General features: G+C 37.9%; 14 protein-coding genes. 10 read left to right on the forward strand and 4 right to left on the reverse strand.

Annotation, left to right across the window (positions count from 1 at the left end):
- Nucleotides 1–15: 15 nt before the first annotated feature.
- The 4 genes from PPBDW_RS21885 to PPBDW_RS21900 form a co-directional block, all read right to left on the reverse strand.
- Nucleotides 16–600, reverse strand: a complete 585-nt coding sequence (locus tag PPBDW_RS21885) for a DUF4123 domain-containing protein (RefSeq protein ID WP_181319379.1) — start codon at nt 598–600, stop codon at nt 16–18.
- The gene (locus PPBDW_RS21890; protein ID WP_054262231.1) at nt 576–2,618 is read right to left on the reverse strand and encodes a type VI secretion system Vgr family protein; all 2,043 of its coding nucleotides are present in this window, start codon (nt 2,616–2,618) and stop codon (nt 576–578) included. Before PPBDW_RS21890 ends, PPBDW_RS21885 begins: the two co-directional genes overlap by 25 nt.
- A gap of 113 nt (nt 2,619–2,731) precedes the next feature.
- On the reverse strand, nt 2,732–3,250 hold the full coding sequence (locus tag PPBDW_RS21895) for an Hcp family type VI secretion system effector (protein WP_036789749.1): 519 nt from the start codon (nt 3,248–3,250) through the stop codon (nt 2,732–2,734).
- A gap of 291 nt (nt 3,251–3,541) precedes the next feature.
- Nucleotides 3,542–3,895, reverse strand: a complete 354-nt coding sequence (locus tag PPBDW_RS21900; protein WP_036789755.1) for a PAAR domain-containing protein — start codon at nt 3,893–3,895, stop codon at nt 3,542–3,544.
- A 482-nt stretch (nt 3,896–4,377) separates the two neighbouring features.
- Here PPBDW_RS21900 and tssB point away from each other — a divergent pair, with 482 nt between their 5' ends.
- Genes tssB through tssH form a run of 10 tightly spaced genes read left to right on the forward strand, consistent with a single transcriptional unit; the run spans nt 4,378 to nt 16,228 of the window.
- Nucleotides 4,378–4,875, forward strand: coding sequence for a type VI secretion system contractile sheath small subunit (gene tssB, locus PPBDW_RS21905; protein ID WP_036789756.1), 498 nt, complete (start codon nt 4,378–4,380; stop codon nt 4,873–4,875).
- Nucleotides 4,876–4,913: 38 nt separating this feature from the next.
- Nucleotides 4,914–6,386 carry a type VI secretion system contractile sheath large subunit gene (gene tssC, locus PPBDW_RS21910; RefSeq protein ID WP_036789757.1) on the forward strand — a complete coding sequence of 491 codons (1,473 nt, stop codon included), beginning with the start codon at nt 4,914–4,916 and terminating at the stop codon, nt 6,384–6,386.
- A gap of 5 nt (nt 6,387–6,391) precedes the next feature.
- Nucleotides 6,392–6,829, forward strand: coding sequence for a type VI secretion system baseplate subunit TssE (gene tssE / locus PPBDW_RS21915; RefSeq protein ID WP_036789759.1), 438 nt, complete (start codon nt 6,392–6,394; stop codon nt 6,827–6,829).
- Nucleotides 6,830–6,831: 2 nt separating this feature from the next.
- Nucleotides 6,832–8,598, forward strand: coding sequence for a type VI secretion system baseplate subunit TssF (gene tssF / locus PPBDW_RS21920; protein ID WP_036789760.1), 1,767 nt, complete (start codon nt 6,832–6,834; stop codon nt 8,596–8,598).
- The gene (gene tssG / locus PPBDW_RS21925; protein ID WP_036789761.1) at nt 8,562–9,587 is read left to right on the forward strand and encodes a type VI secretion system baseplate subunit TssG; all 1,026 of its coding nucleotides are present in this window, start codon (nt 8,562–8,564) and stop codon (nt 9,585–9,587) included. Before tssF ends, tssG begins: the two co-directional genes overlap by 37 nt.
- A 12-nt stretch (nt 9,588–9,599) precedes the next feature.
- Nucleotides 9,600–10,973, forward strand: a complete 1,374-nt coding sequence (tagH, locus tag PPBDW_RS21930; RefSeq protein WP_036789762.1) for a type VI secretion system-associated FHA domain protein TagH — start codon at nt 9,600–9,602, stop codon at nt 10,971–10,973.
- A 20-nt stretch (nt 10,974–10,993) separates the two neighbouring features.
- Nucleotides 10,994–11,458, forward strand: coding sequence for a type VI secretion system lipoprotein TssJ (gene tssJ / locus PPBDW_RS21935; RefSeq protein WP_036789770.1), 465 nt, complete (start codon nt 10,994–10,996; stop codon nt 11,456–11,458).
- A gap of 1 nt (nt 11,459) precedes the next feature.
- Nucleotides 11,460–12,794, forward strand: a complete 1,335-nt coding sequence (gene tssK, locus PPBDW_RS21940) for a type VI secretion system baseplate subunit TssK (protein WP_036789773.1) — start codon at nt 11,460–11,462, stop codon at nt 12,792–12,794.
- Between the two features lie 5 nt (nt 12,795–12,799).
- Nucleotides 12,800–13,594, forward strand: coding sequence for a type IVB secretion system protein IcmH/DotU (gene icmH, locus PPBDW_RS21945; protein WP_036789782.1), 795 nt, complete (start codon nt 12,800–12,802; stop codon nt 13,592–13,594).
- Between the two features lie 9 nt (nt 13,595–13,603).
- A complete protein-coding gene (gene tssH, locus PPBDW_RS21950) occupies nt 13,604–16,228 on the forward strand; it encodes a type VI secretion system ATPase TssH (RefSeq protein WP_036789786.1) in 2,625 nt (874 codons plus the stop codon).
- Nucleotides 16,229–16,230 lie beyond the last annotated feature (2 nt).

Genomic DNA, 16,230 nt, shown 5'->3' on the forward strand with positions numbered 1-16,230 from the left:
AGAAAATAATACCTGTTAGGATGCTAGAAATTTATTAATACTATCAATCTGTTGATCGCTGATAACCCACTGAAACTGAGAGCGTAACTTCCCTTCATGATGCTGAGGAGGAGAGAAGTGCTTCCAGCCTTTATCCCACCAAATTAAGTTATCGATACCGGGAAAAATGTTTATTTTTTCTTCTTCGTTTAATACCGTAATTAATGCATTAAGAACACGAGGTTCGTAGAAACGAAATAAAGATTCGCCATAAGAAGTATTCGCGGTTAGACGACCTCTAATTTGTTGAAGCAATTCATTCATAATCAACGATGATGTAAAAAAACAACCGATGGGTGAGTGCATTGATTTGTCATATATCAATTGATAAAAATCAGGATTCATATCACTTAATTGAAGAAGGATTGGCCCATCAGCAATAGATTGAAATGGTGATTCTTCAAAAATTTTCTCAAATATAGGATTATCTATTGCATAGGTATAGCACCACTTAAAGATATCAGGGCATAGTAGTGGTTCAATAATTGCGTATTGATAATGATTCAGTTCTATTGGTGTGAATGAATTTAGGTCCATTACTTTGGAGAATGAATCGGACATGTACCACCTCCACATGTACATAACTCTACAAATAAAGCTCCGCTTTGAAGTACTGCGGAGTAATTAATTAAAGAAGCAGGAACTAACGCCACTGCCGCTTCAATCGCGCCTGGTAATAATGGCGAAACACCCGCATAGCCAGAACCATTTCCAGCACTGCCGCCTGAATTGAGATTAATTGCAGCACCTGATATCGATACACCTGAAGCATCTATTTTGACAAAGCTACCACCTGCTTTAAGGGTTAATTCCGCGCCAGCTTCAATGACAATTTTGCTGCCTGCTTTGAGATGCACTTCGTTACCAGCATCGAGCAGTAAGGCTTTACCTTGTTTCATGTGTAAGCTGCCATCAACCGCCAGCGTATAGTTGCCTTTGGTGTGTTGGCGACTTTCACCCTCAACAGTTAAATGATCATTAGCTTTAATATGACTAAAACGTTCATTTGCTACATCTAGGTGTAAATTGTGTTTAATGTTATCGGTACGGTCATTTTCAACTAATACGTTGACATCCTTTTGGGCATGAACATAGATTTCTTCTTTACCGGCTTGGTCTTCAAAACGCAGTTCGTTATAGCCATCGCCTTGGTGAGTTTCTGTTCTTAATACCGTACGGGTTTTATGGGCAGGTAACTCATAAGGGGGTTGGTTCGTCGCGTTATAGGTACGGCCAGTAATAATAGGCTGATCGGGATCGCCTTCTAAAAAACTAACAATGACTTCATGGCCAACGCGGGGAAGGGCAACCATACCATATTGACTGCCCGCCCAACCTTGAGAGACTCGTACCCAACAGCTTGCTTTGTCATCGCTGTTACTGTAACGATCCCAGGGGAATTGAATTTTAACACGGCCATATGTATCACAATAAATCTCTTCCCCTTCAGGGCCGACAACGTTGGCAATTTGTGGACCATCCACCCGTGGTTTTACGTTAAACGGTGGGCGCCAAGGACGATGAGCTGGGATCACAATAAACTCATTATTATAAGTCGTTGCTCCTTCGCCGCCAGCTTCTTCCAATGCTTGAGGCTGAGTACCTATGTGCGTGACGGCAATGATCAGCCAATCACGATTACAGGTATCATCATCATGATCTTGCAGGGTAAATTTCACTCCAGGAAGAATAGTGGGCACATTACTTTTAGCATTTGCGGTATGGGCATTACGTCGTAATGATTCAATTCGGAACTGCACAAAGGGCTTACCACTTGCATCGTCTTTATAACGACCAGGGTAATCATAATGCTCATATGTAGCTTGTTGATAATCTGCTTCTTTAGCTGCAGAGGTTTGTAGAAAACTATAAGCGGGCTTTTTAAAGCTATAATCTTTTAGCTGAGCTGATGATGAGCCAATTTGGGTATTACGCGCAAATGTTCGAATAAAAGGCACGCTACTGCTACCCCCATTACGACAGTTGTAAGTAAGAGGCTCTGCTAAGCTTGCCACATTTTGGGTATTGTCAGTAAAGATAAGGGTATTTTTATTACTACCATGATTGAAGTAATAAACTAATCCTTCTTCAGCGGCGATTCTATCGATAAAGGTTAAATCACTTTCACGGTATTGTGCGCAGTATTCACGTTGTGTGAATGGGCGGTTAATAGCAAAATTGTAATCATTAATACCCATTTCTTGCAGCAAGATAGAGATAATTTCTGGCACCGTTTGTGTCTGAAAAATACGACAGTTTTGACGTAGTGCTAAGCGTGCAAAAGGTGGCACAAATTCTACTTGGTAGATTGTATGGCTATGTCCCGTATCACCTTGAACAAACTGACGCACAATACCATGCCATTGCTGCTGTAATTTTCCCTGTTGCCAAACCGTCAATTTAGCATTGCGATCAATGGTTTCATTAGGGGACAAACGTGGGTTGCGGCTGGCTAAATTTACTGTAAAAGAAAAAGGTAAAGACAAGGTATCGTTGCCTTTAAATTCAGTTACAGCAAACGTTGATGCATCAAGCCCTTCAACGGTAAAGGTGAATTGTAATCCGGTTTGTTGTGCCATGATATTACCTTAATTAAGCCTCAGCTAAAGCGATGAATAAATGCTTTAGCAAAGACATAAACGATAAAAACCCGTACTGTCGATAACAGTACGGGTAATATTTATACTTAGAATTATGCTTCTAAAGGCGCACGCCAGTCATCAGCACCTGAAGTACCTGAAACAGTGTGATCCCAATTAATTTTTCGGTAAGCCATAGAGATTTCAATCAGTTGAGTAAAATCAGCTTTGGTTGAGTCTTGGCAATGTGGCATTTGATTGTCGATATTAACAATCGTTGCGTCTGTTAACGTTGTTGTGAAGTAGTGCTCTTGCTTACCTTCAACAGAAGTGCGGTACCACTTAAGTTCAACGGTTGGTAGCATTTCACCCGATGCTAATGAGTTGTACATTAGCGGAACCGCTTTGTTCAATGCCACGGTGAATTTGAAAGGCTTATGGACACGTTGACCAGCAGGTTGACCTGATTGTGGGTCAGTTGGCACTGTCACGATATGCTTAAATTCTTGCACTAGCATTTGGTCTTCATGACCTTCAACGTAAATGTTACCCACAGAATCGGCAGTGAATGCGCCAGCAGTGATGTTGCCCTGAGTTTGGCCTTGGATAGAAATATAACAAGGAGTTGGCATTGTAATGTCCTTAATGCTGAAAAATAATAATTTTGAATATTTAGGTACTTCAATAGCATTAAATGTGCCAATTTATTTTTATTCGTAACTGGTTGTTTTTATTTGATTAGACTTGGGTTTTTATGTTTTTCAATTAAGTTGAGCAAATTATTGCCTAGAGTTGGGCAACAATTTGCTCGCTAGGCAATAATTTGCTCATTTTGAATATGTTGGATATTTGTATTTCGTCGGAAGTTATTGCTAGTGTTGATGTTGGTAATTTATAACCGATGGATGATGGAAAAATATAATTTAACTATTGATATAAACATTGTCGCCTATGTTGATACTGCTTCCCATATTGGCAGGTTTTGCTGTGTTAGTGCCAAGACTGACAGCATGTGAGCCTTGCTCAAGAAAACAACTTCCACATCCCGTATTCACAAGGTCACCGGTACGTGCAAAGTTTACACCATTAACATTGGCCGCTCGTGGTGATTGAGCCACGATTGGACCTTGGCCACTGCAACTTTTGCTACCACATGGACAGGTTGCGGTATCGCCAACTAATGCAATGGGTTGTCCATTAATCATTACATTTGAGTTACCGGATATCACAGCACCTCCAGTTGATGTTTTGCTGCCTAATGTGATGACATCATTCATTTTAATTATTGCTCCTGAGTAATAAATCTAATTAGCGTAGCACATTAAAAAGTGGGGCAATAATTTGCCCAGCTAGTGGATATGTTTATTTTATGTTGCGGTTTGTTATGGTTTTTAGGTATAAGTTTTCATTTGGATGTATTTTTCATTTTTGTGATATTGCTTCAGAGGTCAATGGGTGCTTTTAATTTTTTATTTAATAATCAATATGTTATAAAAATTTGATTAAGGGATATATTTGTTTAGTAAACCTACAGGGAATTTTACGTAACATTATGTAAAATAATGATATTTTTTTTAAATGCATTTTTTTACTTATTTTTTCATGTTTGCATCTTGAATGCATTTTGTAAGATTGATGCTTGAATGATTATGATATTAGATGTTTAATCCGCACCAATCCTTATGCAACATGAGGACATTGTCATGCAATTTGAAATGGCTAGGTTTGATAAAAAAAATAAATATAACAGGGATAAGATATGTCAAAAGAAGGCAGCGTAGCACCAAAAGAACGTATTAATATTAAATATGTTCCTCATCGTGGTGATGTGCAATCGGAAGTTGAATTACCATTAAAAACGTTAGTAATTGGTGAATTTAAAGGTCATGTTGAAGATACTGCGATTGAAGATCGTAAAGCTGTTTCAATTGATAAAAATAATTTTGAATCAGTTATGCGTGAAAGTAATTTAATACTGACGACATCAGTTAAAAATAAATTATCTGATGATGATTCTGATTTATCTATTTCGCTTTCTATTAAAGGATTAGATGATTTTTCCCCTGATGCGATTAGTCAGCAAGTACCTGAATTAAAAAAATTAATTGAGTTAAGGGAAGCGTTGGTTGCTTTAAAAGGTCCACTTGGAAATATTCCAGCATTTCGTTCTCGTCTTCAAGAACTTATTGAGTCTCAAGAGTCTCGTGAAAAGTTATTAAGTGAGTTGCAACTTGTTAGCGGCGAAGCAGAAAAATAATCATTTCTGTGGTTAAAATTCTTTTAAGGGAACAATAAATGTCTGTACAAAAAGCTGTTGAATCGTCAAGCGTAATCCAAGGCAGTTTACTTGATGAAATTATGCTTCAAACTCGCATGGTACCAAGTGATGATGGCTATGATATTGCCAAAAAAGGTGTTGCTGCTTTTATCGAAAATCTATTAGGTAGCGAGCATGGTGTTGATCAAGTCAATAAAGCACTTGTTGATCAAATGCTCGTTGAACTTGATAGTAAAATTAGTGCTCAAATGGATGAGATTTTGCATAACGATTCGGTTCAGAAAATTGAATCAGCGTGGCGTGGCGTCAAGATGTTAGTTGATCGTACTGATTTCCGTGAAAACAATAAGATCGAATTGTTAAATGTAACCAAAGAAGAATTGCTAGACGATTTTGAGTTTGCGCCAGAAACAGCTCAATCTGGTTTATACAAGCATGTATATTCTTCTGGTTATGGTCAATTTGGTGGTGAGCCTGTTGGTGCTATTATTGGTAACTATGCTTTTACCCCATCATCACCAGATATAAAATTATTACAGTATATCGGTGCTGTTGGTGCAATGGCTCATGCTCCTTTTATTTCAGGTGTAGCCCCTGAGTTTTTTGGTATCGAATCTTTCGAAGAGTTACCAAATATTAAAGATTTAAAAGCAACATTTGATAGTCCTCGTTATATTCGATGGCGTCAATTACGTGATTCTGATGATGCTCGTTATTTAGCTCTAACTGCTCCACGTTTCTTACTTCGTACACCATACGATCCTAATGAGAACCCAGTAAAAACATTTAACTATCGCGAAAATGTTAGTGATTCTCATAATAATTATTTATGGGGTAACACATCATTTGCATTAGCTTCACGTTTAACCGATAGCTTTGCGCAGTACCGTTGGTGTCCAAATATTATTGGTCCTCAAAGTGGTGGTGCAGTTGAAGATCTTCCTGTGCACTTATTTGAATCTTTAGGTGAATTACAGGCTAAGATCCCAACAGAGGTTTTGATCACGGATCGTAAAGAGTTTGAACTAGCGGAAGAAGGTTTTATTGCATTAACTATGCGTAAAGGTAGTGATAATGCAGCATTTTTCTCTGCTAATTCAATTCAAAAACCAAAGGCGTTCCCAAATACGAAAGAGGGACGCGAAGCCGAAATGAACTTTAAGTTAGGTACTCAGCTACCTTATATGATGATCATTAATCGTTTAGCGCATTATGTGAAAGTATTGCAGCGTGAACAAATCGGTTCTTGGAAAGAGCGTCAAGATCTTGAGCGTGAATTGAATGCTTGGATCAAGCAGTTTGTTGCGGATCAAGAAAATCCGCCAGCTGATGTTCGTAGCCGCCGTCCATTACGTGCTGCGAAAATTGAAGTACTTGATGTTGAAGGCGATCCGGGTTGGTATCAAGTAGCATTATCTGTACGACCTCATTTTAAATATATGGGGGCAAACTTTGAGTTATCGCTAGTTGGTCGTTTAGATCAGGCATAAATTTAATGTCTTATATTGAGCTAGCAGATAGAGCTTATGGTGTCAGTCTCTTTGAACGATTAGAGACTGATACGCCTCAAATAACAATGACGATAGCTCCTGATACGAAGCAGATATTAGATTCAATTAAACGAAATGTGGCGCAATTGCTTAATAGCCGACTTGGTGAAGCAATGAGTGCGCCGCAATTAGGTTTGATTGATTTTAATGATGCGACATTGGGAACACATGATTTGGCATTACAGATTAAATTGGCCATTCGGCGTTGTCTTGAGTGTTATGAGCCACGATTGAAACAGATTGATATTCGATATATACCTGATGATGGAAGCCCGTTAAATATTTTTTTCCATATAACAGCATGTATCAATTCTAACGCACTGCATGAATCAGTACGTATTGATTTGCTATTGGATAACAGTCGTAAATACCGAGTAATTTGACTTTGTCACAAGAAAAATATTTTAGAGATGAACTGGCTTTTTTAAAAGAGCAAGGAATTGCTTTTACAGAAGTGCATCCTCAGCTATCCCGTTTCTTACAAGGGCGAAATACAGATCCTGATGTTGAACGGTTATTAGAAGGGTTTGCTTTTTTAACTGCGCGTCTGCGGGAAAAAGTTGAGGATGAATTCCCTGAGTTAACGCACTCCATCATTAATATGTTATGGCCTAATTATTTACGACCAGTACCTAGTTTTAGTATTGTTCAGTTTTCACCGATCGAAAAAGCGATCAGTGTTCGTCAAATAATTAAAGCAGATACTGATGTTGATAGCAAAGCAGTACTTGAAACGGTATGCCGATTTAAAACTTGTCGGGATATAGATATTTATCCACTAAAACTTGTTGATGTGACTACATCACATAGCCGTGAATCGTCGATTATTGATTTACAGTTGGATGTGTTAGGTGAGCAAGGTTTAGCTGATATTAATCTGAAGACATTACAGTTTTTTCTTGGTGGTCAGCATTATAGTGCACAGATGCTTTATTTATGGCTGAATCATTATTTATCGCATATTGAATTGATATGTGGTGATAGGAAGTTCTCTATTCCAGCATCACATTTTAGAAGTCGTGGTTTTGATAGTGCTGATGCAGTGATGCCATACCCCAAGAATGTGTATGAAGGTTATCGAATTTTACAAGAATACTTAACTTTTTCTGATGCGTTTTTATTTGGTGATGTGGAAAATCTAGATCGTTTTATTACACCGGATATGGGACAAGTGTTTCATCTTCGATTTGTATTTTCAAAGACATTACCAGCGGATGTTCGTGTTCGTGAGGAATGTTTTAAATTATTTTGTACCCCCGTTATTAATTTATTTTCTCATGATGCTGATCCTATTGATCTAACGGGAAAACGTTCTGAATATAGGATTATTCCGTCAAGTCGTTTTCAAACACATTTTGAGATATTTAGTATCGATCATGTGCAAGGTAGACAAGAGGCTCATCAATCACGTGTACGAGGGCAAAAACGGGTTTATACCGCTTTTGAAAGTTTTCAGCATGAGATTGAGCGCTCACGTCACCGCTTAGCTCTTTATTATCGTGCCAGAGTTAAAGATAGCATGCGTAATGATGGTTTTGATCATTATATTTCTTTTATACGTGGTGATGAGACCCAAGCTATCGGATTTAGTGAAGCTATCTCATTACAATTAACTTGTACTAACCGACAGTTACCATTGGAATTAGGTTTAGGTGATATTTGTGTTCCGACCAATAGTTCACCATCGTTTGCGACCTTTTCTAATATTACAGAGCCAACGCAACCTTTAAGACCTACTTTAGATGGCAGTTTATTGTGGACGTTAATTTCTAATTTATCGCTTAATTATCTTTCATTATTATCGAAAGATGCACTGTGCTCTGTGTTACGAGCATACGATTTTAGAGCACTTGTTGATCAGCAGGCTGAGCGTGTTGCAAAGCAACGTCTTGATGGAATTGTAAAAATAACCTCTAAGCCAATAGAGAGAATTATTAAAGGGTTACCTGTTAGGGGCTTACAATCTAAGTTAGAACTTAATCAAGCAGCTTTCAGTTCTGAAGGTGATCTATATTTATTCGGTAGTGTATTGAGTCGATTCTTCTCCTTATATGCCAGCATAAATTCATTTCATGAACTTATTGTGATTAATAGTGTGAATCAGGAACGGTATTCATGGGGAACACAAGTGGGTTTACAACCTTTGATTTAACGCCTGATGATATCCATTTCACATCAGAAAAAGTAGATATATTACAACAACAAGCGCGATCCTATGACTTTTATCAATTAGTTGAGTTATTGCAACGTTTAGCAGATCAAGATCCTGATAGTGAAGACTGGGAAACAAACTGTCGCCTATTATTTAAATCTAATCCAAGTTTAGGTTTTGCAGCGAGTGATATTTCAAAATTAGAGTTATTAGAGCAGGGCGGTTTTTGTCTTGAAACAACTTTTTTTGGACTAAATGGTGCGCAATCTCCTTTACCTGGCTTTTTGCTTGAACAAATTGCGACTGAGAGTGAAACCGGTGTGCGTCGCCATTTCCTTGATTTTTTTAATAATCGCTTATTGGCTTTGGTTTATCGCATTTGGCGTAAATATCGTTATTACATTCGTTTTCAAGAAAATGCCAGTGACGGATTTTCATCACAGCTATTTGCTTTTGTTGGTCTTGCTGATGATGAACTTCGTGGGGAAACGGCTATCAACTGGGGAAAAATGCTGTCTTATGCCGGTACATTAGCGGGTAGAAGTCGATCCCCCCAAGTGGTTGCAGGGATCATTGCACACTGCTTTGATTTAGAACGAGTTTCTATTCGGCAATGGGAAGAACGTAGTGTAATTATTCCAACTCAGCAGCGTATGTGTCTCGGTATGGTGAATAGTGCGTTAGGTGAAAGTACGATTATTGGTTCAAAAGTACGGGATTGTACGGGTAAATTTGTTATTGAAATTAAAGGATTGACTCAAGATCGATTTAACGATTTTTTACCTTCAGGTAAAGAATATCAATCATTTTGTAAATTAGTCGAATTTATTCTTCGCGAGCAGATGGCATTTGATTTGGAGCTAGAACTTAAAAAAGAAGAAGTGCCATTATTAAAACTAGGGAAAGACTCAACTATGTCTCTAGGTTGGTCTTCCTTTTTAGGTCAAGTTGATAAAGATCGCAAAGTTTGTATCCAAGTTCGTCAGTAAAAGGATAAATCTATGACTGAACAAAAACGTCTTAAATTAAAAATCACTAATACGCAGTATTTAGAACCTGGCTTATCTGCAACAAAAGAATTTATTGCTGCTGGTGGAACGATTGGTTCAAGTTCATCTAGTGATTGGTGTCTTAAAGATCGTCAAGGAAGGCTAGAGTCGACTCACTGTCGTATTTCATTAATTGATGGATGTTTTTGTATAACAGATGTTTCTAATCTGACTTATATCAATGACGCTCAAATGCCTATTGGTTGGGATAAACATGCCCGATTAAATGAAAATGATGTTATTTCCCTTGGTCCCTATTTGATTCGTGTTTCTATCGATAATTCGTTTAGCGATAAGGATAAAGATATTGAACATATGTTATCTGACTCAGAACATCTTGATTTATTTGGTGAAGAGTTAGATTTAATTGTTGAAGAAAAAGAGTTTGCTATTGATGATCCTTTAACTGCACTCGATGCATTAAAACATCATCTAGAGACTGAATTTACGCTACAACATCCTCAGTCAGATGCGCAATCATTAATTAATACTCAGTATCAGTGGTTTGGTCATGATAGAACAATACAGGCAGATACCGATCATGATCCAACTTCAGCTATTTCGTTGAGTCGTTTTAAATCGAATTCAAATGAGGATTTAAAGTCATGCGCTGTAGCAACATATATTAATAAGGATAAGATAATGGACGATAAAACGCTGGATTTACTTGAAGAAGAAATGAGCCGAGAATTTTCTTACTCAAATAATCAATCTGACGTAATTAATGACGAAAATCATTTATTAACAGGTCCATTATTTCGTGGATTAGGTGTACGAGCGAGTAACGGTGATAACCTTGCTGAAATGCAGATGCTTTCTGAAGAAATGGGGGCGTCATTACAAGCAGCAGTAAAAGGATTAATTGAACTACATCAACAAGTGAATACTAGTCGCTATGGTGTAATGAATAAAAATTTACAGCCGATTGAAGATAACCCATTGCGATTAGGGTTAAGTTATGACGAAACAGTGCAAGTAATGTTTGATAACCAGCGTAGCGTCGTACATTTATCCGCCCCTGCTGCGATTGAAGAAAGTTTACGTACTGTTAAAGATCATAATGAAGCTGTACATATTGCTATCAATGATGCTTTAAATCAGATTATACAAGCCTTTTCTCCTGAGGTTTTGATGCGTCGTTTTTTACGTTATCGCCGCCCTGGACAAGTCATGAGTGAGTCACCTGAAGCATGGGCTTGGAAGATGTATCAGAGTTACCATAAAGAGTTAACATCAAATCGTCAACATGGCTTTGAGAAGCTATTTTGGGAAATCTTCGATCAATCTTATGACAAGAACTTGCGAGAGAAACAGCTGGAGGTATAAATGTGAAAATATCTTCTTTGATGCATGTAGTTATATATGTGTGGTTGTTATTGTTAATCGGGTGTAGCTCTAAATATGATCCATCTTTAGAAGCTAGTACGATAACGATGAGTATGGTAACTACTGATTCAATAAATATTAATAATAATGAAGAAGCATCACCGGTCGAATTAAAAGTTTTTGAGCTTGAAGATGATTCAATGTTTAATTCAGCATCTTATGATCAATTAGCTTTGAAATATAAAGCAACATTAAAAAGTAATTATATTGATGACTATGATTATGTTTTGCTACCCAATAAGTTTAAGTTTATTGAAAAAATAAAATTAGATGCTGACACGCGTTATATCGGCGTTATGGCGTTTTTTTCGGATAGTGATCATAGTGACTGGAAAAAGTCAGTAAAAGTAAAAACATTAGGTAGAGATTATCATCTACTTATTTATATAAAAGATAATCAAGTGATGTTGGACAGGGTTGAGTAATATGTCATCTAAAAGCCGAGTAATATGGAATGAGGGGTTATTTATAAAACCTCAACATTTCCAACAACAACAACGCTATTTTGAAAGTGTAATTGATGAAAGACTTAATTCTGTTAGTTTATATTTATATGGGATAACAGAGTTAATCTTAAATTTGGAATTCTTAAGTTTTGGTCGTATTGCGATAGAACGAGCAGCTGGAATTATGCCTGATGGCACGTCATTTAATATTCCTCAGCAAGATTTATTACCAGATGCGTTAGAAATAATTGATAGTTCACTCGCGAATCAAATTATTTACTTAGCTATTCCGTTACGTAGTGATTCTCTGACTGAAGTTAGTTGGGGTGACTCTATCAGTATGACGCGTTATAAGTCTAAACGCGAAGAAGTGAGAGATATTCATTCTTTACAAGGCGATAGTTGTTTAATCGATGTGAGTTCTGCGAATATTAGGTTAATGCTAGGTAAAGATGATCGTAGTGCTTATGCTTCTATTGCTATCGCTCGTATTTTAGAAAAGCGTCCTGATGGCAGTGTAATGCTAGATGATAATTTTATCCCTTGTCACCTTAATGTGAAAGCCGTACCACGTTTGCTGCGCTTTATTGGTGAAATTTCGGGATTAATGCGGGAGCGAGCAAAAAATATTGCACTACGTATCGGTTTATCAAACCAAGGTGGGGTTGCCGATGTTGCTGATTTTATGTTGTTGCAAATGTTAAATCGCACTCAACCTAAATTACAGCATATTGCACACTTGCGTAGCGTTCATCCTGAAGTGTTATATCAAGAATTGACGTCTATTTGTGGTGAGCTAGCAACGTTTACTGATGAAAGCAGAATGGCAGCAGAGTTTGGTAGTTATGATCATGATATGCCTGATCTCTCATTTCTGCCGGTGATGTCAATGTTGCGCCAAGCGCTAAGTATTGTGCTTGAACCTCGTGCTGTATCAATTCAGTTACATAAGCGTAAATATGGTCTTATGGTGGCATCGATTCAAGATACTAATCTTGTTATTGATGCTGAATTTATATTGGCGGTTCGTGCACGTATGCCTCAGGATGAATTACGTAAGCTATTTATGCAACAGACGAAAATAGCATCAGTTGAGAAAATACGTGAACTTATTTCATTGCAGTTACCAGGGGTTCCATTATCCCCATTGCCTGTTGCTCCGCGTCAGTTGCCTTATCATGCTGGCTATACGTATTTCCAACTCGATAAGACCAGTACGGCATGGAAAATGTTTATTAATTCTAGTGGTTTTGCATTCCATGTCGCAGGTGATTTCCCTGATCTTGATCTTCAATTTTGGGCGATTAGGAGTTAATTACGATGGATAGTGTAGTAAAAAAGTCTGGTCGTATACGCGAAAGCAGCTATGACGATTTACTGTTTGATAATGTAGAAAATATTAATCAAGACCAAGACTTTTGGTTTCAGTTACGTGGGAATAATATTAATTTATTTATTGATGCAGCCACACCATTATTAGGTATGGCTTTACGTATTAGGCATTTAGGACGTTGCGATAATATTGAAGAAATTTATCAACAAGCAGTTGAAGAAATTAAGTCAATTGAAGTAGAACTAACCGAGGCTGGTTATGAGCATGCCGTTATTTTAGCTTATCGCTATATTTTGTGTTCATTTGTTGATGAAGCTGTAATGAGTACATCTTGGGGCGCAGATAGTGCTTGGGCTGAACACTCGTTATTAACTCGGTTCCATAATGAAACGTGGGGGGGAGAGAAGGTTTTTTCTATTCTTTCACGATTAGAGGCTGAGCCAGAGCGATACCACGATTTGCTGACGTTTATCTATCTTTGCTTAGCTCTAGGGTTTGAAGGTCGATATAAGGTGATGAATAACGGCAAAGAGGCTTTTGATAAAGTAATTGCCAATCTTTATGAAATTTTGCGTCATTTAAAAGATAAAGAGCCGCAACCATTAACATCAGCAACAGAGCATGTGGCTGCGAAAAAATATAAGTTAACGAAGCAAATACCTCTTTGGACTATATTTATTGGTTTTTCTTTATCGTGGATTGCTATTTTCATTGTGTATTCTGTTTTATTAAATAATAAATCAATTGATGTTTTAACACAGCTTAATCATATTCTTCAATAGGACATTATCATGATCAGAATTGAACTTCCGGTGCTAATTAATAAGTTAAATGCACAAACTAAACTTGCATTGGAACAAGCGGCTGCATTATGTATGAGTCGTAAAAGTAATGAGGTGACTTTTGAACACTTTTTATTTTCTCTTTTAGAAAACCCATTATCTGATGTGCGAGTTTTAATAAACCATGCAGGTTTAAATAATGAAGTTATTAAGCAAATATGTGGTGAAGCAATGCCACATGAAATCGGTAATGATACCTATCCTTCTTTTTCACCTTTATTGGTAGAGTTATTGCAAGAAGCATGGTTACTTGCATCAATTGAAATGAATGAAGTTGAATTACGATCAGGCGTTATATTTTTAGCGGCATTAATACGACCAGATCGTTATTTAGCATTTAATTTAATTAAAGCGTTTGAAAATATTAATCGCGAGTCATTCCGTAAACAATTTTCGTCTTTAGTTATGGAATCATCAGAGACAGCGGTTACTAATACTGCTTTAGCACAAACGACGCCAGCCTTAAGTAATGACAGTAGTACCCTTGCTCGTTTTTGTTCAAATTTCACTGAACAAGCCCGCCAAGGAAAATTGGATCCTGTACTTTGTCGTGATAATGAAATTAATCTGATGATTGATATTTTATGTCGACGTCGTAAAAACAATCCAATTGTTGTAGGTGATGCGGGTGTTGGTAAAAGCGCAGTTATTGAAGGGCTAGCTTCACGTATTGTGGCAGGAAAAGTGCCGGAGTCACTGCAGCAGGTAGAGCTATGGGCACTTGACCTTGGTTTAATGCAAGCTGGTGCTTCGATTAAAGGTGAATTTGAAAAACGCCTAAAATCAGTATTAGATGAGGTTAAGCATTCAGCAACACCTATCATTTTATTCATTGATGAAGCCCATACGATGATAGGGGCTGGCAACCAAGAAGGCAGTGGCGATGCTGCTAATTTACTTAAACCTGCTTTAGCTCGTGGTGAACTTTGCACGATTGCTGCGACTACTTGGAAGGAGTACAAGAAGTACTTTGAAAAAGATCCAGCATTAACGCGTCGTTTTCAATTAGTGAAACTTGATGAGCCAACGACAGAACAAGCTGTTGATATTATGCGTGGCCTCCATAGTGTTTATGAGAATGCGCATAATGTATTGATTAGTGATGATGCGTTACGTGCAGCAGCAGAATTATCGGCTCGTTATGTCTCTGGTCGCCAACTACCGGATAAAGCGATTGATGTGTTAGATACAGCTTGTGCGCGTATTGCGATTAATTTGAGTGCGCCACCACGTCGCATTGCTGAAATAGAGAGCCGTTATCATCAGCGCCAGTTAGAAATAAAGATGATTCATCGCCAGCAGCAATTAGGGCTATCTATAGATGACGATCGTTTAGCTGTCTTGATCGAAGCTGAAAATATAGAACAGACAGAATGTGAGTCTTTGTATCAAGCATGGCAGCAGCAAAAGATATTAGTGACTGATATCATTGAGACACGTAGGCAGATTCTCTCTCAAAAATCAGAATCAGTAGCATTAACAACAGATAAACTAGAGTTATCTGCTGATGAATTACGAGATAGATTAGTGGATCTTTATGCTCAACTTGAGCAAATTCCACATGATGAATTGCTTATTTATCCAGAAGTAGATGCAGCGCAAATTGCTCAAGTCATTGCTGATTGGACAGGAGTACCTGTTGATCAAATGAATACTGATGAATTAACCAAAATTACAGAATTACCCCGTATTTTAGGTGAAGCAATTAAAGGTCAAGATGTTGCTATTGCAGGCATTCATCGTCATTTATTAACGGCTCGTGCAGATCTTCGTCGTCCAGGACGGCCTAAAGGGGCTTTCTTATTGGTTGGACCTAGCGGGGTTGGTAAAACTGAAACTGTAATACAGTTAGCAGAACAGCTCTATGGGGGGCAGCAATTCTTAACCACAATTAATATGTCAGAGTATCAAGAGAAGCATACAGTGTCTCGCTTAATTGGTTCTCCTCCTGGCTATGTCGGTTTTGGTGAAGGTGGTGTCTTAACAGAAGCTATGCGCAAAATGTCTTATTCGATTGTGTTGCTTGATGAAGTTGAAAAAGCGCACCCTGAAGTTTTGAACTTGTTTTATCAAGCTTTTGATAAGGGAGAGTTAGCGGATGGTGAAGGTCGTATTATTGACTGCCAGAATATTGTCTTTTTCTTAACCTCTAACCTTGGTTATCAAACTATTGTCGATTATGCCGATCAGCCAGAGTTACTAGAAGAGAAGATGTACCCAGAATTGGCTGCTTTTTTTAAGCCAGCATTATTAGCTCGTATGGAAGTCGTGCCATATTTACCACTAAATAAAGAGGTGTTGGAACAGATTGTTCGCGGTAAGTTATCACGATTAGAGAAGCTATTAACAACGCGTTATAAAGCTGAGGTGATCATTGAGCCTTGCCTAATTGAAGAGATTTTACGTCGGGCGACACGTGCTGAAAATGGTGCGCGTATGTTAGAAGCGATTATTGAGGGGCAAATGTTGCCACCAGTTTCTTTAGCCTTATTGAATCGACTAGCTCATCGTGAAACGGTCACTCGCATTCATTTGACGGTAGTGGATGGACAGTTCAGTGGTGAAGTGGAGTAATT

The organism is Photobacterium kishitanii, assembly GCF_000613045.3.
Taxonomy (GTDB): domain Bacteria; phylum Pseudomonadota; class Gammaproteobacteria; order Enterobacterales; family Vibrionaceae; genus Photobacterium; species Photobacterium kishitanii.

Coding starts and splice junctions, on each gene's coding strand:
- icmH (WP_036789782.1), top strand. CDS start 12,800: ATGGATAGTGTAGTAAAAAAGTCTGGTCGTATACGCGAAAGCAGCTAT.
- tssB (WP_036789756.1), top strand. CDS start 4,378: ATGTCAAAAGAAGGCAGCGTAGCACCAAAAGAACGTATTAATATTAAA.
- PPBDW_RS21885 (WP_181319379.1), bottom strand. CDS start 600: ATGTCCGATTCATTCTCCAAAGTAATGGACCTAAATTCATTCACACCA.
- tssE (WP_036789759.1), top strand. CDS start 6,392: ATGTCTTATATTGAGCTAGCAGATAGAGCTTATGGTGTCAGTCTCTTT.
- PPBDW_RS21900 (WP_036789755.1), bottom strand. CDS start 3,895: ATGAATGATGTCATCACATTAGGCAGCAAAACATCAACTGGAGGTGCT.
- tssC (WP_036789757.1), top strand. CDS start 4,914: ATGTCTGTACAAAAAGCTGTTGAATCGTCAAGCGTAATCCAAGGCAGT.
- tssH (WP_036789786.1), top strand. CDS start 13,604: ATGATCAGAATTGAACTTCCGGTGCTAATTAATAAGTTAAATGCACAA.
- PPBDW_RS21895 (WP_036789749.1), bottom strand. CDS start 3,250: ATGCCAACTCCTTGTTATATTTCTATCCAAGGCCAAACTCAGGGCAAC.
- tagH (WP_036789762.1), top strand. CDS start 9,600: ATGACTGAACAAAAACGTCTTAAATTAAAAATCACTAATACGCAGTAT.
- tssG (WP_036789761.1), top strand. CDS start 8,562: ATGGGGAACACAAGTGGGTTTACAACCTTTGATTTAACGCCTGATGAT.
- tssK (WP_036789773.1), top strand. CDS start 11,460: ATGTCATCTAAAAGCCGAGTAATATGGAATGAGGGGTTATTTATAAAA.
- PPBDW_RS21890 (WP_054262231.1), bottom strand. CDS start 2,618: ATGGCACAACAAACCGGATTACAATTCACCTTTACCGTTGAAGGGCTT.
- tssJ (WP_036789770.1), top strand. CDS start 10,994: ATGCATGTAGTTATATATGTGTGGTTGTTATTGTTAATCGGGTGTAGC.